Origin of the sequence: Providencia sp. PROV201 (assembly GCF_028479545.1) — a bacterium.
GTDB lineage: Bacteria > Pseudomonadota > Gammaproteobacteria > Enterobacterales > Enterobacteriaceae > Providencia > Providencia huaxiensis.
The window spans coordinates 34,577-54,004 of record NZ_JAMPNW010000001.1 but is presented as its reverse complement, the minus strand read 5'-3'; the positions used below and the strand labels follow the sequence as shown (position 1 = coordinate 54,004).

Annotated in this window: 14 protein-coding genes; 8 read left to right on the top strand and 6 right to left on the bottom strand. The window is 40.2% G+C overall.

Annotation, left to right across the window (positions count from 1 at the left end; translation table 11 throughout):
• Window positions 1–5 precede the first annotated feature (5 nt).
• From arnT to PR809_RS00230, 5 genes are all read left to right on the top strand, one after another.
• Window positions 6–1,664: a lipid IV(A) 4-amino-4-deoxy-L-arabinosyltransferase gene (arnT, locus tag PR809_RS00250; RefSeq protein ID WP_206275856.1), complete on the top strand. Its 1,659-nt coding sequence runs from the start codon at window positions 6–8 to the stop codon at window positions 1,662–1,664.
• Window positions 1,661–2,008 (top strand): 4-amino-4-deoxy-L-arabinose-phosphoundecaprenol flippase subunit ArnE, encoded by a 348-nt coding sequence (arnE, locus tag PR809_RS00245; protein WP_102140640.1) that lies wholly within the window; start codon window positions 1,661–1,663, stop codon window positions 2,006–2,008. The genes arnT and arnE overlap by 4 nt, the downstream gene beginning before the upstream one ends.
• Window positions 2,005–2,412, top strand: coding sequence for a 4-amino-4-deoxy-L-arabinose-phosphoundecaprenol flippase subunit ArnF (gene arnF / locus PR809_RS00240; RefSeq protein ID WP_102140641.1), 408 nt, complete (start codon window positions 2,005–2,007; stop codon window positions 2,410–2,412). Before arnE ends, arnF begins: the two co-directional genes overlap by 4 nt.
• 82 nt (window positions 2,413–2,494) lie before the next feature.
• On the top strand, window positions 2,495–2,983 hold the full coding sequence (locus tag PR809_RS00235; protein ID WP_102140642.1) for a C40 family peptidase: 489 nt from the start codon (window positions 2,495–2,497) through the stop codon (window positions 2,981–2,983).
• A 63-nt stretch (window positions 2,984–3,046) separates the two neighbouring features.
• Entirely contained in the window at window positions 3,047–4,063 is a 1,017-nt protein-coding gene (locus PR809_RS00230; protein ID WP_102140643.1) for a lipoate--protein ligase, read from the top strand.
• Window positions 4,064–4,299: 236 nt separating this feature from the next.
• On the opposite strand, the gene PR809_RS00225 is transcribed toward PR809_RS00230, so the two are convergent.
• The 5 genes from PR809_RS00225 to ppsR form a co-directional block, all read right to left on the bottom strand.
• The gene (locus PR809_RS00225; protein ID WP_004910390.1) at window positions 4,300–4,671 is read right to left on the bottom strand and encodes a helix-turn-helix domain-containing protein; all 372 of its coding nucleotides are present in this window, start codon (window positions 4,669–4,671) and stop codon (window positions 4,300–4,302) included.
• Window positions 4,672–5,428: 757 nt separating this feature from the next.
• The gene (locus PR809_RS00220; protein ID WP_206275855.1) at window positions 5,429–6,478 is read right to left on the bottom strand and encodes a hemin-degrading factor; all 1,050 of its coding nucleotides are present in this window, start codon (window positions 6,476–6,478) and stop codon (window positions 5,429–5,431) included.
• Window positions 6,479–6,600: 122 nt separating this feature from the next.
• On the bottom strand, window positions 6,601–8,757 hold the full coding sequence (locus PR809_RS00215; RefSeq protein WP_206275854.1) for a TonB-dependent receptor domain-containing protein: 2,157 nt from the start codon (window positions 8,755–8,757) through the stop codon (window positions 6,601–6,603).
• A 372-nt stretch (window positions 8,758–9,129) separates the two neighbouring features.
• Complete coding sequence (locus PR809_RS00210) at window positions 9,130–10,179, bottom strand: 3-deoxy-7-phosphoheptulonate synthase (protein WP_102140646.1); 1,050 nt, start codon at window positions 10,177–10,179, stop codon at window positions 9,130–9,132.
• Between the two features lie 123 nt (window positions 10,180–10,302).
• Window positions 10,303–11,163: a posphoenolpyruvate synthetase regulatory kinase/phosphorylase PpsR gene (ppsR, locus tag PR809_RS00205; protein ID WP_272524421.1), complete on the bottom strand. Its 861-nt coding sequence runs from the start codon at window positions 11,161–11,163 to the stop codon at window positions 10,303–10,305.
• A 265-nt stretch (window positions 11,164–11,428) separates the two neighbouring features.
• On the opposite strand from ppsR, the gene ppsA reads away from it, so the two are divergent.
• Window positions 11,429–13,807 carry a phosphoenolpyruvate synthase gene (ppsA, locus tag PR809_RS00200; RefSeq protein ID WP_102140648.1) on the top strand — a complete coding sequence of 793 codons (2,379 nt, stop codon included), beginning with the start codon at window positions 11,429–11,431 and terminating at the stop codon, window positions 13,805–13,807.
• A 710-nt stretch (window positions 13,808–14,517) separates the two neighbouring features.
• Here ppsA and ydiK read toward each other — a convergent pair.
• Complete coding sequence (gene ydiK, locus PR809_RS00195) at window positions 14,518–15,633, bottom strand: AI-2E family transporter YdiK (protein WP_166265289.1); 1,116 nt, start codon at window positions 15,631–15,633, stop codon at window positions 14,518–14,520.
• A 256-nt stretch (window positions 15,634–15,889) separates the two neighbouring features.
• On the opposite strand from ydiK, the gene ydiJ reads away from it, so the two are divergent.
• Window positions 15,890–18,943, top strand: coding sequence for a D-2-hydroxyglutarate dehydrogenase YdiJ (gene ydiJ, locus PR809_RS00190; protein WP_206275853.1), 3,054 nt, complete (start codon window positions 15,890–15,892; stop codon window positions 18,941–18,943).
• Window positions 18,943–19,359, top strand: coding sequence for a 1,4-dihydroxy-2-naphthoyl-CoA hydrolase (gene menI, locus PR809_RS00185; protein WP_102139710.1), 417 nt, complete (start codon window positions 18,943–18,945; stop codon window positions 19,357–19,359). The genes ydiJ and menI overlap by 1 nt, the downstream gene beginning before the upstream one ends.
• Window positions 19,360–19,428: the final 69 nt, after the last annotated feature.

Sequence of the window (19,428 nt, the reverse complement as noted above, 5' to 3'; positions counted from 1 at the left end):
AACCTATGTTGAATAACCGAGCGAGCAAAGTAGGAGCCTCTCTGCTGGCTCTTTTTTTTATCTTAACCTATTTGTTGCCGTTAGATAGCCGTTTACTTTGGCAACCAGATGAAACACGATATGCAGAAATTAGCCGTGAAATGTTACAGCGTGGAGATTGGGTTGTTCCTTACATGCTGGATGTGCGTTATTTTGAAAAGCCAGTAGCAGGTTACTGGATAAACAATATTAGCCAAATGATCTTTGGTGAAACTAACTTTGCTGTTCGTTTTGGTTCGGTTTTTTGTATTCTTCTTAGTGCATTACTTGTCTATCGTATGGCAAAAATGATGTGGCGTAATAACCACGTTGCTTATGTTGCAAGCCTCATTTATATCTCGATGTTCTTAGTGTTCTCCATCGGGACCTACAGTGTGCTCGACCCAATGTTGTCCTTATGGATAGCAGCAAGTATGTTTTGTTGCTTATGGGCAATGAAGTCGAGGGAAGTCAAATCTAAATTAGCAGCATGGCTTTGTCTTGGGCTGGCGTGTGGCATGGCATTTATGACTAAAGGCTTCTTAGCCCTCGCTATTCCAGTGATTGTCATGCTTCCTATCACAATCTACCAAAAGCGGTTCCTTGAGTTACTTAAGTATGGGCCTCTCGCAATCATTTCTGCGGTTATTATCAGCTTGCCATGGGCCTTAGCAGTTGCAAAACAAGAGCCTGATTATTGGCATTATTTCTTTTGGATTGAGCACATTAAGCGTTTCACGGCAGATGACGCTCAGCATATAGCACCGTTTTGGTATTATATTCCAATTATTATTCTTGGTGCGATCCCATGGGCAGGCTTGCTACCGGGTGCGATCATGAAAGGCTGGAAAGAACGGAAATCTAGCCCTGATATGTTTTTCTTGCTGTGCTGGTTTGTTGTCCCAGTCATCTTTTTCAGTATTTCCCGTGGTAAATTACCCACGTATATGTTGCCGTTTATGGCACCACTGGCATTGCTTATGGCGAAGTATGGGGTTGACTGCGTTCGTAATGGTAAAATGAACGCATTGAAAGCCAATGGGATCATTAATGTTGTATTAGGAATTGCAGCTGTTATAGCGGTAATTGTCGTGAGCACGGTGATCAAAAAGCCACTGTACGAACCTGATGAATGGTCAAAAATGGTATTGGGGGTTGTGGCATTTTCTATCTGGGCGATTATTGGTTACCTATGTACAGTATTAAATGCAAAGTATTGGCTATGGGCAGCATCATGTTCTTTAGCTGTAAGCTTGTGTATTGGTAGTGCTCTACCGAACAACACCATTGATTCTAAACTGCCTCAAAACTTTATTCATCAAAATCATGATCTACTGATGAATAGCAAATATTTGATGGCGAGTAATGTTGGGGTCGCAGCAGGCCTTGCGTGGGAAACGCAAAATTCCAATATCTATTTATACAATAGCAGTGGAGAGCTAAGGTATGGTTTGGAATACCCAGATAGCCAACATCGCTTAATTAAACCAGATCAATTTGCACAGTGGTTAGAAAAAGCACGCAAAGAAGGGCAGGTAACCGTTGTCTTTTTATTAGGCCGTAAAGAAGGGTTACCGGACATTCCTAAACCAGATGAAGTCATTAAAAATTCACGTATGGCGATTGTGGTATACCATCAACAATGATTGCACAACTATTGCTGTTATTGCTGGTTAGCGTTTTGACCTGTGTTGGGCAAGTGGCTCAAAAGCAAGCTGTCGTCAATTGGCAGAGTAATAAAACCAATAAAACAGCATCAGCCCTTCGGTGGCTGGTGCTGGCAGTTTTCATGCTAGGACTTGGCATGTTGTTTTGGCTGAAATTATTGGAAACCATGCCGTTGAGTATTGCTTATCCAATGCTAAGTATTAATTTTGTATTAATTACACTAATTGGCCAGTTTGTGTATAAAGAGCAAACAGGGCTTAACCACTGGTTGGGGGTTGTGGCCATTATGTTTGGTATTTTGCTAATGAGTATCAGCGTATGAATAAGGGGTATTTATGGGTGATTGGCAGTGCGTTATTAGTCACAGTCGCTCAACTGAGCTTAAAAGCAGGGGTAGTTGAACTACCCTCATTCACACTTGGCTGGCATTGGCTACAATTTGATTGGTTACTCGCTAATATTGCTAGTTTAGGAATTATTTTTTTAGGGTTAGTTTGTTATGCGTTATCGATGTTATGTTGGCTATTAGCATTAAAATACATAGCATTGAATAAAGCTTACCCGCTTATTAGCCTAAGCTATGTTTTTGTTTATTTATTAGCAGTTTTCTTACCTTGGTTTAATGAACCCGCTACAGGGTTAAAGGCCACTGGTATTGGCTTTATTTTATTAGGGGTATGGCTAATTAGCCGGCCCAATAAATCATCAAGTGATAGAACAGAATAATTTCTTAGTTGCTTATATTATCGTCATCACGCACTATAATATAAGCAAGTTATCGTAATGAGATAGATAAATAAGGTGCTTTATGGTTATTAAAATACAACACCTACCACTATTACTGTGTTTAGTTTTAATTGGTTGTTCATCAACGCCTGTTAAAAGAACGCCACCACCACCGTTAAAAACACAGTTATCAGATCCAATCATGACGATAGCACAATTAAAAGACCAGCTAGAGCAGTGGTATGGCACGCCTTATCATTATGGTGGAATGAATCAAAACGGTGTCGATTGTTCCGGCTTTGTCTATCGCACATTTAATGATCGCTTCGCCATTCAACTACCTCGCACAACGGTGGATCAAACTCAATTAGGCACACGTATTGATAAATCTGATTTGATGCCAGGGGATTTAGTCTTCTTTAGGACGGGCTCAGGAGAGAATGGGCTACATGTGGGTATTTACGATACCGATAATACATTCATTCATGCGTCAACGAGTAAAGGGGTGATCCGCTCATCAATGGATAACGTTTATTGGCGAAAAGTGTTTTGGCAGGCAAGGCGCATCTAAATTCACTATTTTATTCAGTGATTATGTTATCTTAAGAGCAAGTTTTGTTTTAAGGATAGCTTAATGTCAACAGTACGTTTACTCATCTCTGGATCCTACGACCCTTGGTTTAACCTTGCGGTTGAAGAAACTATTTTCCGACAAATGCCAACTGACCAACGTGTTATGTTTCTCTGGCGAAATGCTGACACGGTAGTTATAGGGCGTGCGCAGAATCCGTGGAAAGAGTGTAATACTCGAAGAATGGAAGAAGATAATGTCCGTTTAGCCCGGCGTAGCAGTGGTGGTGGCGCTGTTTTTCATGATTTAGGTAACACGTGTTTTACGTTTATGGCAGGAAAGCCGGAGTATGACAAAACGGTTTCTACACAAATTATTGTTGATGGGCTAGCACTTGTCGGTATTAACGCAGAAATATCAGGTCGTAATGATTTAGTCTTAGATACTGAAAGTGGCCCACGAAAAATTTCGGGTTCTGCATACCGAGAAACGAAAGATAGAGGTTTTCACCATGGAACCTTACTGATTAACGCAGATTTAGGTCGCTTAGCAAATTACCTGAATCCGGATCCTAAAAAATTACAGGCAAAAGGGATCACATCTGTACGTTCTCGAGTGGCTAATTTATCTGAGCTTGTCCCCCATATCTCTCATGAAATTGTTTGCGAAGGAATAATTAAGAGTTTTTTTAATTACTTCGGTGAAACGGTCGAAGCAGAGTATATCTCCCCTGAAAAATTACCTGACTTGCCAAATTTTGCAGAAACCTTCGCTAAACAAAGTAGTTGGGAGTGGAATTTTGGACAAGCACCCGCTTTCTCTCACTATTCTGATACCCGTTTTCCTTGGGGAGGAATTGAGTTTCATTTTGATATCGAAAAAGGTGTGATAAATCGCTGCCAGTTTTTTACAGATAGCTTAGACCCATCCCCTTTGGAGTGGTTAAGTGAGCAATTATCGGGTAAAGCCTATCAAACAGAAACGATACGCTCTTTGAGCAAAGAGATGGCCGTTAAATGGCCACAATTGCAGGAGCAGTTAGCTGATTTGGAAAACTGGCTAGTCCATGAGTTAAGTTAAAAAAAGAGCCGATATAATCGGCTCAGACTGGCGACAAACATTTATGTTTAGCGGCAGTCTAATAGGTTATTGAAAATAAAAGAGGAAAATCAATTTGTTGATTTTCGACTGATAACACAAAGCGGGAAAAATCACACTTTTATCTCGCTTTGTCAACAACCTTGAGCCGATATAATCGGCTCAGACATAGACTACAAAATTGCAAATAACTAATAGGAAGGGACGTTCTAAAATAATCAGTTATGACAGCTACAAGTCATAAAGTTTTTGCATTCAGGTAATTCACCCGATTGGCGAAATTTTGCAGGCGTTGTATCAAAGTGCTTTTTAAAGATACGGGTAAATGTTGCCTGTGAACTGAAGCCATATTGCAATGCGATATCAAGAATAGGTAAGTTGCCTTCACGTAATGATTTGGCCGCTTCTAATAAACGACGTTTACGGACGTATTCGCCAAGCGTGCAACCTTTCATTTCTTTGAAAACACGCTGTAAATGCCATTTTGAATAACCGCTTTTATCGGCAATTGTGTCGATTTTGATGCCTTCATTGCGCTGCAACTGGCTTTCAAGCCATTTAACAATATCGTTGACTACACTTTCTGACATATTTACCTCCTACTCAAGTAGGCTATTGTTCATTAATAACTAATAATAACTCACGAAATTAGGGTCTATTCTTCCTGTTTTTCCGATATATCGATAGGCTAAACGTGCGGTTTTTTAATGAGAATAACTATCAGTACAATAGATGTTGAAAAAATTAACATTTTAAACATTCATCATTGTATGTTTAAAGTTGTTTTAATTCAAGTGATTATATTATTTTGGTGTTTTGTTTAGGTGATGACAAGACAGACGTCTTATTACGTTCAAGAAAATTGATTAAGCCATTCGAAATTATTAACCAAGTAAATAATTGAAAAATTATTGTTTCATTTATAATCATTTTTCTATAACAATAAACAGGAAATTCCGAGGTAATTGTTTTGGTGGGAGAAGACCATAATTGTATTTCGGGGAGTAATAATCAATAGAATACGGTAAGTATGATGTACTATACTCGTCATATTTCAAGTTGCAGCGTTGTTGACCGCGCTCAGCTCGCCGGATCACATACTCATGTATGCTCATCGGTCTCTCTTCACTTGTCGCCTAGCTGCAACTCGAATTATTTAGAGTATATGTGAGTAGTAGACAATGATGTTATTTCTATACCACAAAAGCGGTTTATATTGTTGCTATGAATAAATCAGGTAAAGGGTTCTATGGCAAATTTCATCTCTAGCTTAATCCATTATCTCTGATAGGAAAGGATCCAGAAAATTACCATTAGAAGCCCGTTTATCTTTTTATTATTCTTTTATCAAATACGTGATATAGAAAGAATTTGTTTGCTCCATTCTATTTGTTCTGGTGTGCCTTCTATTCGCTGGCCATACATTTGAATAATTTGGTTACCTTGGGTATCAAAGACCTCAAGGCTTGTGACAAAGCCATCTTTAGTTGGCTTACGTGTGACCCAGCACTCAGAAATACCGCTTTCAATGAGATGAAGTTTAAAGTTTGTACTTGAAATATTTAACCAATCAGTTTGAGAGCTTTCAACAGAGAGTGATGATAGTTCATTTATTTTTCCTGTAAATATTTGCACGCATCCACGGTTTCCTACAAAGAGCATCACTTCATTTTGTGCTTGGTATGCAAGGGAAAGCAGATCAGATAAGGCCGTTGAAGGTACTTGCCATGCTAATTCTTTGCTAACTACACGAAAAACTTGCTGACGACTTAAATTGTGTTTCTTTAATATGCCAAAAAACTGATGAACATTTGTCATCTCACGCCATTGTTGTTCTAATTGAGAGGCGAGTTCTTCGCTGATTTTCTGTTCTGAAAATGGCGGAATTGTTTTAGGTTCGATAGGCGGATTTTCTGATGTGTTGTAGCGTTCTATTATGGCTTGCCAAGCAGCCATATCCGTGTTGTCGATAGAAAAGACTTTGTGTAAAGAATCACCATATTTATCGAAAAATTGAATACTGTGGCGAGTTCCCTCTGGCGTTTCTTCAGTGAGTGCAAAAATTGAACTCCACTGCGCAAAGAACATACGTAAGTCTAATGCTTTAGGGTTTAGAAATAGCCCACCATGGCTGCTAAATTTCGGGTTATTATATGCGCCCGTTTGAATACTAACAGCATACTGATTGCGAGTGATCCCTATAGCTTTCCCTATCGTGGTTAAACCTTGCAAGATATCAACGGGTTTGCTGACCAATCGTTGAACATTATCTTTACCGACACGACAATGAATTAACTGGGCTTCAGATACGCCAAGTAAGGCCGCTATTTCTTGGGAGTGCTTATGAGTGTACGTTTTTTTAGCTTGTAGGTAATCATGATAGAGGTTTGAATTCACAAATTTTTCCTTTTTTCCTTAATGAAATGACAAGACACAGTGAAGCGTTATCAACTGATTTATTTTTATACTGTTGATAAAATTAATAAAATCAGTTGATAACATGTTTTTTTACTACTTAACTACCAGTTGTAATTCATGTTGATATAAAAGTTTCGGCCTTCTTGAGGAACTCCCATAGAAGAAACATACGGCTTATCAAATGCATTTTTCATTGTGAGAGTTGAACTTAATCCTTTAATGAACTGATCTGCTTGGTAATTCACATAGAAATCATGAATGCTATAGCCAGCATGCTGAATGACTTCTTTATGATAACGATCTAAACCTTGGCCTGATTTGTGATGCCACTTTTTATATTTATCATTACCTTGAAGTTGCGTTCTTGCAGAGAATTCCCCTATCCAACCTAGAGTAAAGCCAGTACTAGCAACCGGTACATTGAATCGAGTCGTTAGTGTTTCAGGGCGTATAGACGAAAGAGAATAATGAGAGCCGTCTTCTCTACCTGTGGTTTTATTGTGATTGATATTTAATTCAAACCACGGTGTTCTGTAGCTTATAAAGCTATCGATGCCATAAATGGATGCGCTGGGGATATTGATATAATAAAGTTCATCGGGGAACCATTGGCCATACCTTGGCGTATAGAGGCCTTCAAGGGCAATATGGTTTTTAGATTTGGTCTTAAAGTAGGTTGAACCAAATTGAAGGTCGCTATTATCAATAAGTACCCCATCAAAACTGAATTTTACGCCTGTTTCGAGGGTTTTATTCGTTTCTGGAAGTAAATCAGGCGATGGGCGAAAGTTCGAGGAAGTACCAAAAAAGGGTATAGTGAAATGGTTTGAATTGTTATAAAGCTCGGACATACGTGGGGTACGGTATGCTTCAGCGTATGATGAAAAAAGATTGAGCCAATGGGTTGGAGTAATACTAACAGCCATACGGGATGACAAGTTGGTATGTTTACTTTCAGGGAAATTATCCCTCGATGCACGGTATTGTGTAAAGCGTGTTCCAATTGATAAAGTTAACGGTAATTGATGCAATGTCATGTCATTGACCAACCAGCCTGACATGTTGTCGAGTTCTGCCGGTGGATAACTTATTGCATACTGATTCGACGTTTGCTTTTGCTGATAATATTCGAAACCACTTTGAATATGATGATTTACCCAGTTATACATAGGTAACGTGAAGCTATTAGTAAATTTAGTCCCATAGGTATATTGATTTCGCGCTTCAGAACCATACTCTTTTGGTTTGCTCTTGACCTTAATTGTATCAGTTTGATCTAAATATAAATCTGTATAATAAACATCCCACTGAGCTTGCCAATTTATCTCATTTTTGGGTGTAAAAAATTGGCTAATGGCAATATCTCGCTGATGGCTTTGTCTTTCATGCGGTGTATTTGGATATCTATTTTTTTCTGAAGGTTTAGCGGGTTGTTTTACCCCTAAACTGTTGTTGCGGTATTCTTTTAATTGTAACGTCAAGTTATATGAAGGGTGGGCAAGCCAACTACTTTTGAGCATCCAGTTGCTTAGCTGTTCAGTATTATCAACTTCTTCAAATTCGGGTGAGCCGAGTAGGTACTTTTTACGTTGACTATAGCTGAATAGGGTATCCGTTGCTTCAGTTCTGCCCAACAGCGTTGCACCTGCATAGTAACCGTGGTCATTACGGTTAATACCGCTGAATACCTGGCCACCGAGTTTTTGCCCTGGTTTTAATATGTCAGCTGCATTTATTGTTTTGAATGAGACAACTCCAGCTAATGCACCGCCGCCATGATGTACAGATGATGCGCCTTTATGGACGTAGACTTTTTTTATTAAGGTGGGGTCAATAAATATGGCTTCATATAAGCCGGAATAAAAGTCTTGGGTGATATTATCAACAGTGACTTTAACACCTCGTGAATCATAACCTCGCATTTGAATGCCCTGGCCATAAGTGCTATTGGAACCAGAAACAAATATCCCAGCTTGGCCTTTTAGTAAATCTAAGGCGGATGTTGCAGATTGATATTCAGGTGCTTTTGCATCAATTACATCGACTTGTTCTGCTACAGCGATATTCTCTAAACTAAGAGGCGAGGTTGAAACGTGAATAATGTCGCGGGTATCCGTTTTTGACATTGCTTTTGGAGTCGATGAATTTTCAGCCAAGACTGTGTGGCTAAACCCGGTCATTACGACAGTAGCAGTAAGAGCTGAGAGTGATATTCTATGATTTTGATGGAGTGATGCAGGCATCGATTTAAACAGCATAGGAAATCCTTTCCTTTGGTTTCAGAATTTGCTGGCTGCCTGGATAAGTTATCTGGGTGGCATGCAATGAGTATTTGTACAGCGTATTTGTTTATTTGAACTAGTTGGCTCTGTAATGTTGCAGCGAATAGCAAGGGCTAGGCTACGGGTTACCTGACGGATAAATTAGTTCGTAGTGAGAATTATTATCGTTAGTGAGAGGTGGGTCAAGAATTTTTTAGATTAAAATGCTGTTTTTGTTTGAATGATTAAATTATTATATCGTTTTGGTTATATTTAAATGAAAATTATATTTATTATAAAATATAAAAGCCCTTTAGTTTTTACTTCACTAAAAGGCTTATTGTAAGAAATAGATTGGCGTTATTAAGCTTATTTGAAGCGTGACTCAACAGCTTGAGCAAGAATTTCAATAAGTTGTTCGGTATCTTCCCAACCAAGACATGGGTCGGTAATAGATTGGCCATAAACTAACGGTTGGTCAGAAACCACTTTTTGTGTGCCTTCAACTAAGAAGCTTTCTGCCATCACTCCACTGATAGCGGTCGAGCCATCTTTTATTTGCTCCGCAATATCTCGTGCAACTTCGAGTTGGCGACGATGAATTTTTTGACAATTACCATGGCTGAAATCGACCACTAAATGCTCTGGTAATTCAAATTTACGTAGTTTGTCGCAAGCTGCGGCTAAGTCACCGGCAGTGTAATTAGGCTGTTTACCGCCACGCATAATTATATGCCCATGCGGGTTACCACTGGTTTGGTAAATCGTCATTTGCCCGTTTTTATCTGGTGATAAAAACATATGCTGTGCTTTTGCCGCTCTTATCGCATCAATAGCAATATTTATATTACCGTCAGTCCCATTTTTGAAACCAACAGGGCAAGACAGTGCGGATGCCATTTCACGATGGATTTGGCTCTCTGTTGTACGGGCTCCAATAGCTCCCCAACTAATGAGGTCTGCAATATATTGTCCAGTAACCATATCAAGAAATTCGGTTGCTGTAGCTAGCCCTAATTGGTTAACTTCAATCAGTAACTTGCGTGCTAAGCGGATGCCTGTATTGACTTGGCAAGAATTGTCGAGGTTAGGGTCTGAAATTAACCCCTTCCAGCCAACGACAGTACGCGGTTTCTCAAAGTAAGTTCGCATGACAATTTCTAAACGGTCTTGATGACGTTCTCTTAATACATTTAATTTTTTCGCGTATTCAATAGCGGCATCGATGTCATGAATCGAACAAGGGCCGACAATGACAAGTAGACGAGGGTCTTCACCAGATAGAATCTGTTCAATTCGTTTACGTGACGTTGTCACGTTGTCAGCAACTTTTTGGGAAATAGGAAATTCATCAGCGAGAGTTTGTGGGGTAATTAAGCTATCCACTCTCGCAGTACGTAATTCATCAGTTTTGTGCATTTTCTTTCTCAAAAAACTTTAATAGGCATATGCCCTATAAGTGATTAAGATCACAATAAACGAATGTGGCTTAATTTCAACCTCCAACTTAGCAGGAATGAATATTTTTTTTATTAGTATTGATTAAAATATTCGTCTTTGTAAGCCCATGGTATCAATCACTTTTGCAGAAATCTCTTCAACAGAATAGTTCGTTGTATTTAAGTAATTGATTTTATTTTGTCTAAATAAAGCTTCCACTTCCGCTATCTCAATACGACATTGCCTGATGGATGCATAACGGCTATTTTCACGGCGCTCTTCACGAATGGCCGCTAACCGTTCAGGGCTGATAGTTAAACCGAATAACTTATGAGTATATGGGCGCAACGCTACAGGTAACTGTAAGTTATCCATATCATCAGCCGTGAATGGGTAGTTTGCGGCTTGGATACCAAATTGCATCGCTAAATAGAGACTTGTTGGCGTTTTACCACAACGTGAAACACCAATGAGTATCACTTGGGCTTGGTCTAAATTACGTAAAGAAATCCCATCGTCATGAGCTAGAGTGTATTCAATGGCAGCTATACGTGCATCATATTGATTCATATTCTGCATAGACAAACCATGAGTTCGGTTGAGTTTTGGCTCGGGTTCTAGGCCAACTTCCTTTTGAATTGGGGCGACTAAACTTTGGACGATATCTTGGCAAAATCCGGCACTTTGGGTGATGATTTGCTTTACTTCAGGGGAGATAATCGAATAGAACACTAAAGGGCGCAACTGGGTTTCTTGGAAAATAATATCAATTTTTTGTTTAATTTCCTGGGCGCGGGCTTCGCTTGTCACAAACGGCAAAGTATAAGAAATAAATGACAGAGGAAATTGAGAAAGTACGGCGTGCCCCAAAGTTTCAGCGGTGATTGCTGTCCCATCAGAAATAAAAAAAACAGTGCGTTGAACTTGGCTTGCCATATTATTCATTGTTCCTAATTCGGTCATCTTTATTCGTCTCTTATTGTATTTATCACTGGATATTGGGAGATATTATCTTTGTTTAAAGTTTAAAAATTAGTTTATAGGGGGAACTATAGCCATTTTTTGAACGATTTTTAGAACAAAAAAGTTTTCTTCAGTGATGGAACGATTCACCAGTCCATCTTCTCTTATCGTCTGTGCTAGTCTATTTCACGAGGCGAATTTTCGCCAACGAGATTTTTTACGATTTGTACTCTGTCACTAAATTGCTATAAAAGGATCGCTTTCAATGTCCACAAATGGCCTCACTCCGTGTAATGTACTTTGGTATAACCAATTAGGGATGAATGATGTTGACCGTGTAGGAGGCAAAAATGCTTCTCTCGGTGAAATGATCACTAACTTATCTGATCTGGGAGTATCCGTACCTAACGGTTTCGCGACAACCGCACAGGCGTTTAATGATTTTCTGGAGCAGAGCGGTGTAAATCAGCGCATTTATAACCTGCTAGATGAAACGGATATTGATGATGTGAACCAACTGGCTGTAGCAGGTGCTCAGATCCGTCAATGGGTGATTGATACCCCACTGACGAAGGAGTTGGAACAAGATATTCGTGATGCATTCGCGCAATTGTCAGAAGGTGAAGCGGAAGCCTCATTTGCTGTCCGTTCATCGGCAACCGCTGAGGATATGCCTGACGCTTCGTTTGCAGGGCAACAGGAAACATTCCTTAACGTTCAAGGGATAGACGCAGTATTAGTTGCGATCAAACACGTTTTTGCTTCACTGTTTAATGACCGTGCGATTTCATATCGTGTTCACCAAGGTTATGACCACCGCGGTGTAGCGTTGTCCGCGGGCGTTCAACGTATGGTACGTTCAGATTTAGCCTCATCGGGTGTTATGTTTACGATTGATACTGAATCGGGTTTCGACCAAGTCGTATTTATCACCTCTGCGTATGGTTTAGGTGAGATGGTGGTGCAAGGCGCTGTGAACCCAGATGAATTTTATGTTCATAAGCCAACACTAACCAATAACCGTCCCGCGATTGTGCGTCGTACACTGGGCTCTAAAAAATTACAAATGGTGTATGCCAACAGTAAAGAGCACGGTAAACAAGTACAAATCGAAGATGTGCCAGAAGCGCTACGCAATCGTTTCTCTTTAACTGATCTCGAAGTGGAAGAGCTTGCACGCCAAGCTATACAGATTGAAAAGCACTACGGTCGCCCAATGGATATTGAGTGGGCAAAAGATGGTCATAATGGGCGTTTGTATATTGTCCAAGCAAGGCCAGAAACCGTTCGCTCTAATCAACAAGTGATGGAGCGTTATCAATTAAAACAACAAGGACAAGTTTTAGTTGAAGGACGTGCAATTGGTCATCGTATTGGCTCTGGGGTTGTTAAAGTCATTCATAACTTGAGTGAGATGGATAGAATTCAGGCCGGTGATGTACTTGTTACCGATATGACTGACCCTGATTGGGAACCTATCATGAAAAAAGCCGCTGCGATTGTCACAAATCGTGGTGGACGTACCTGCCATGCCGCAATTATTGCTCGCGAATTAGGTATTCCAGCTGTTGTAGGATGTGGTGATGCAACTGACCGTTTGCACGAAGGCCAAGAGGTGACCGTTTCTTGTTCAGAAGGTGATACGGGCTTTGTGTATGAAGGTAAACTGGCGTTTGAAATTCACAGCTCTGAAGTGAGTGATATGCCAAATCTAGATGTCAAAATCATGATGAACGTCGGCAACCCTGACCGTGCATTTGATTTTGCTTGCTTACCTAATGAAGGCGTGGGTTTAGCGAGACTTGAGTTTATCATCAATCGTATGATTGGTGTTCACCCAAGAGCGCTGCTGGAGTTTGATAAGCAATCTCCTGAGCTACAAGCAGAAATTCGCCAAATGATGGCAGGTTATGATGACCCAATTGAGTTCTATATTGGCAAATTAACCGAAGGAATTTCGACTCTAGCCGCGGCTTTTTGGCCAAAACGCGTTATTGTTCGTCTATCTGACTTCAAGTCAAATGAATATGCCAACTTAGTTGGTGGGGATATTTATGAGCCTGAAGAAGAGAACCCAATGCTAGGTTTCCGTGGTGCTGGTCGTTATGTGTCTGACAGCTTCCGCGCCTGTTTTGCATTAGAGTGTGAAGCGGTTAAACGTGTTCGTAATACTATGGGCCTAACGAATGTTGAAGTCATGATCCCATTTGTGCGGACAGTTGCACAAGCGGAGTCAGTGATAGCAGAACTGGCGAAACATGATTTAAAACGTGGTGAAAACGGCCTAAAAGTCATTATGATGTGTGAAATACCATCAAATGCTTTACTGGCTGACCAATTCCTCGAACATTTTGACGGGTTCTCTATCGGTTCGAATGATATGACTCAGTTAACATTAGGCCTTGATAGGGATTCAGGTGTTGTTTCTGAATTATTCGATGAACGAAACGATGCAGTTAAAGCGATGTTATCCATGGCAATACAAGCTGCAAAACGCCAAAATAAGTATGTAGGTATTTGTGGTCAAGGGCCATCCGACCATCAAGATTTCGCCCAATGGCTGGTCGATGAAGGTATTGATAGCTTATCTTTAAACCCTGATACTGTCGTACAAACATGGCTAACAATAGCTGAAAATCAATAGTTATCTCGTTTATTAATTATCAGGCTGAATGTGAATTACATTCAGCCTTTGCATTTACTTGATTAAAACTGCCTATTATAGAAATTGATAAATACTATTATAAGTAGATTAATATTAAACAGTTCTGGATAACTGTCTGCATAATACTTTTTAGGTATAAGCTAAGCGTAAATAAAATATAATTACTCTCATTGTGAGTATTAAGTTTTAAAAGGATAGCATATCCTAAATAAGTGTAACGAAGATTAATTAATAATATAACGCTAAAGGAGTAAGATTACTGATAATAATGTCAGAAATTGATGTTAATCAATAATTATAAGCTGATATTCTGATTGGGACATGAATAGTATTCATATTAAATTAAGATAAAAAAAAAGCCTATCATGGGCTGACAGGCAAAGACTACACACAGCAATTCAGTTAATAAAACCACGCCTAAAAGGGGATGGCATAGCTTTGTAGATCTATATGATTGAATAAGCAAATGTTAAACTATTCATATTATACAATCATTAAGAACACTCTCAATATTAATATTAATCATTGTTACTTAAAGAGAATTAATTCAATAGATTTATGTTAACATAAATTAGCCTAAATACTAACGTTAGAATGTTAAATATTGTTTCTAAATATTAATGAAACGGGATTTATTAAGTTAGCAGGCATGTATTGCTTGAACATGCCTGCAACTAATTAGTGGTATGCTACTTTTTAATCAAAAACTCTTCTTCTAGAAACTTTTCAGTTTCTGTTAAGTCTTCATTTGGAACCGCGACTTCGTTCATCCAAGCTTTTAGTAAGCTATATGAAACTGCTAATACAACTGGACCAATAAACAAACCAATCATACCAAATGATAGGATCCCACCAATAACACCAATAAGGATCAGAACCATTGGTAAGTCTGCGCCCATTTTAATTAACCATGGGCGTAGAACACCATCCATGGTAGCAACAACAGCGGCCCATATCGCAAGAATAATTCCCCAGGTTGTATCACCCGTCCAAAACAGCCAAATGACAGATGGCACCATGATGAGTAGAGGCCCCAACTGTGCCACACAGCAAATAAACAATAAGACAGTCAAAATTGCCGCATAACCGATACCTGACAGGGCGAGGCCAATTCCACCGACTATGGCTTGAATTAGTGCAGTCACGACGACACCAAGGGCAACAGCTCGAATAGATTGTGCTGCTAATACGACGGCAGCATCCCCACGGATCCCTGCGAGACGAACAGCAAAGTGACGTATGCCAACCATGACAGATTCGCCTTTAAGGTAGAGCAAGCCACTAAATAGCAACATTAGCATCAAGTGAAAAATAAATCTTCCTGCGCTAATGGCCTGCGTGGCAAACCACCCCGCAGCTTGGCCAAAGTAGGGTTGAATTTTAGCCAGTAAAGCATTACCACCACTAGCGACTAAACTATGCCACGCATAGTAAATTTTCTCACCGACCATTGGGATGGTATTTAGCCATTCTAAATCAGGTAATGTTAGGCTTGACGGTGATTTGGCTAAATCAATGAGTGGGGTGCTATTTTCAATAATACTGCCGATTAGAATACCTAATGGGATAACGAATAGCAGTAATATAAGAAGAACCATCACTAATGCCGCTAGCCAGCGCTTGTGCCATAAGCGAGCTTCTAGTCTTAATAATAGTGGCCAAGTAGCAATGACCATCATTCCAGCCCATACAAAGCCAAGAATAAATGGATTAAGTACCCAAAAGCAGGCTGCTATCATTAAAACGATGGATAATAGGCCGAAAATAAGTTTGGGAAGATCCAAGCGTTTTTGCGATTTTTCCATTAATGATTGATCCTTTACAAATGAAAATTCTGCGTGTGTGGCAAATTTTTAGGTGAAAATAACGTAATTATTTTTCACGGTTAAAAAAAACAATATTGTGGTATGGTTCATGATGGCAATGTCATCAGCGGCTGTACTGTCTTTACAGGCTGTGAGGGTAATTCATCATAGACCTCAGACACTATTGTGCAACTTAAAATAAAGATAGTACATAACGAGTAATGCGAACACTAAACAACAAGAGTCATCGTTAATAATGATCCCGCGTATATCAGAAGCTCCTCATCTTAGTCATTTAGTCATTGAGTTCTTGCATGAGCTACAAGAACAGGGTTTTACTGGGGATAACGGCACCAGCTATGCTGAGCGTTTATCCATGGCGACAGACAATAGTATTTACCAATTATTACCTCAAGCGGTTGTGTTTCCACGTTCGAGTGCAGACGTACAAATTATCACTCGCCTTGCAGGGCAAGCAAAATTTCGTGAGCTTAGCTTTACACCTCGGGGAGGGGGAACGGGAACCAATGGGCAGTCCTTAACCGAAGGGATTGTTGTGGATATGTCCCGTTATATGAACCGCATTCTAGAAATAAATCCAGAGCAAGGGTGGGTTAAAGTTGAGGCTGGGGTTATCAAAGACCAATTAAATCAATACCTCAAACCTTACGGTTATTTCTTTTCACCTGAATTATCCACTAGTAACCGAGCAACATTAGGTGGGATGATCAACACTGACGCATCAGGCCAAGGCTCATTAGTTTATGGAAAAACGTCTGATCACGTATTAGGCGTCAAAGCCATGGTGTTAGGTGGGGAATGCTTAGATACACGCGCTATGCCTATCGAACTCGCCCAAACGATTGCGTCAGAAGATTCTACGGTGGGACGCATTTATAAAACGGTGTTAGAACGCTGTTTAGAACAACGTTCATTAATTGAAGAAAAATTTCCTAAGTTAAACCGTTTCCTAACTGGTTATGATTTACGTCATGTATTTAATGATGCATTAACTGAATTTGACCTTACCCGTATTTTGACTGGGTCTGAAGGGTCTTTAGCTTTTATTACCGAGGCGACACTGGGCATTACACCTTTGCCAAAAGTACGGCGCTTGGTAAATGTAAAATATGACTCTTTTGAGTCCGCATTGCGTAATGCACCTTTTATGGTTGAAGCGAAAGCATTGTCTGTTGAAACCGTGGATTCAAAAGTACTTAACTTGGCAAAAGAAGACATCGTTTGGCATTCCGTCAAAGCCTTAATTACGGATGTGCCAAATAAAGAGATGTTAGGGTTAAACATCGTTGAATTTAGTGGTGACGATGAAGATGAAATCAATCAATTGACTGAAAGCTTGTGCCAACGCTTAGACGAATTAATGGCGAATAATCAAGCCGGAGTGATTGGCTATCAAACTTGCCATGATCTTGAAGATATTACGCGTATTTATAATATGCGTAAAAAAGCGGTTGGGTTGCTGGGGAATAGTAAAGGCGCAGCGAAGCCAATCCCATTTGTTGAGGATACCTGCGTTCCCCCTGAGCATCTTGCTGACTATATAGTAGAATTTCGTGCATTATTAGACAGTCATAACTTGAATTATGGCATGTTTGGTCATGTAGATGCAGGTGTCTTACACGTTCGTCCTGCACTTGATATGTGTGATCCGCAACAAGAAGTATTGATGAAACAAATTTCTGATGAAATTGTGGCATTAACCGCGAAATACGGTGGACTACTGTGGGGGGAGCATGGGAAAGGTTTCCGTGCACAATATAGCCCTGAATTTTTTGGTGATGTGTTATACGCTGAACTGCGTAACATCAAAGCCGCTTTTGACCCCGATAACCGCTTGAATCCAGGTAAAATTTGTCCACCTGCGGGGCTGGATGCACCGATGAAGCAGGTTGATGATATCAAGCGAGGAACGTATGACCGGCAAATTCCAGTCCAAATGCGCCAAGAATTCCGTGGTGCAATGGAGTGTAATGGCAATGGGCTGTGTTTTAATTTTGATGTGAAAAGCCCGATGTGCCCGTCGATGAAGGTGAGTGGTCAACGAGTCCATTCCCCGAAAGGCCGCGCGACACTTGTTCGCGAATGGTTAAGGTTACTAGCGGAACAAGGCATTACACCAGAACACCTTGAAAAAGGTATAACACAAAGCCAACCATCATTGCGTGGTCTTATAGAGAAAACACGTAATACTTGGCGTGCGAAGCAAGGCGATTATGACTTCTCTCATGAAGTGAAAGCATCAATGGCAGGGTGCCTTGCCTGTAAAGCCTGCTCAACGCAATGCCCGATCAAAATTGATGTCCCTTCATTTAGAGCGAAATTTTTAGCGCTGTACCATGGGCGCTATTTACGTCCTATTCGGGACCATATTGTTGCAAACGTTGAAGCGAGTGCGCCATTACTTTCCAAAGTACCGGGGGTATTTAATTTCTTTTTACGTCAACCGATGGTGCAAAAATTGAGTCAACACACGATTGGCATGGTAGATTTGCCGTTGTTTTCTCAACCAACGTTGAAACAAGAACTTTCAGGACATGCCGCGGTTTCTGTCACGCTTGAGCAACTTGAAAGTATGACGAGTTCACAGCGTGAAAAGTATGTGCTGGTGGTTCAAGACCCTTTTACCAGTTATTACGATGCCAAAGTAGTGGCAGATTTTGTCCGCTTAATCGAAAAATTAGGCCTTAAACCTGTATTGTTACCGTTCTCACCGAATGGAAAAGCACAACACATCAAAGGTTTTTTAGCGAAATTTGCGAAAACAGCGCGTAAGACTGCGGACTTTTTAAATCGAGTGGCAAAGTTACAGTTGCCAATGGTCGGTGTTGACCCTGCACTGGTACTTTGTTACCGCGATGAATATCATGAAATTTTAGGCAAAGAGCAGTGCCAATTTACGGTGATGTTGGCACATGAGTGGTTAATGACATTGCCTGAACCACACAATGTGCAAACGGCTTCGGCACAACCGTGGTATTTTTTCGGTCATTGTACGGAATCAACGGCTTTACCTAATAGTGCGAACCAATGGGCAGCGTTATTTGCTCGCTTTGGGCAAACATTGAATAATGTTAGTGTTGGCTGTTGTGGCATGGCAGGGACTTATGGACACGAAGTGGCCAATCTTCAAAATTCAAAAGGTATTTACGACTTATCGTGGAAAGGCGCGATGTCTTCTTTGCCTAAAGATCGCTGTTTAAGTTCAGGTTATTCTTGCCGTAGCCAAGTTAAGCGAATGGAAAATGTATCGATAAAACATCCGATTCAAGCCCTGTTGGAGATAGTTTAATGATTTGGAAACGTCAATTTAATTTGCAGCAACTCGCTGAAATGTCAAAAACCTGCATGTTAGGGCATCTCGGTATTGAAATCACGGCAATTGGAGATGATTATTTAGAGGGAATAATGCCTGTTGATCATCGTACCAAACAGCCTTTTGGGTTATTGCATGGCGGCGCTTCTGTTGTGTTAGCCGAATCTTTGGGTTCAATTGCGGGTTATATGTGCTCGGAAGGGGAACAAAAGGTGGTCGGGTTGGAAATCAATGCCAATCATGTTCGTGCTGCTCGCTCAGGGGTTGTGAGAGGTATTTGTAAACCGATTCATTTAGGACGTCGCCAGCAAGTGTGGAATATTGAAATTTTCAATGAACAAGGCAAATTGTGTTGTACTTCTCGCCTGACAACTGCGGTATTATTTGAATAATAACCATTCTAACTGTAGGGTTTTTTGGCTAATCAAAGGCTAAAATGCCCTATAAAACCCTTGTATTTA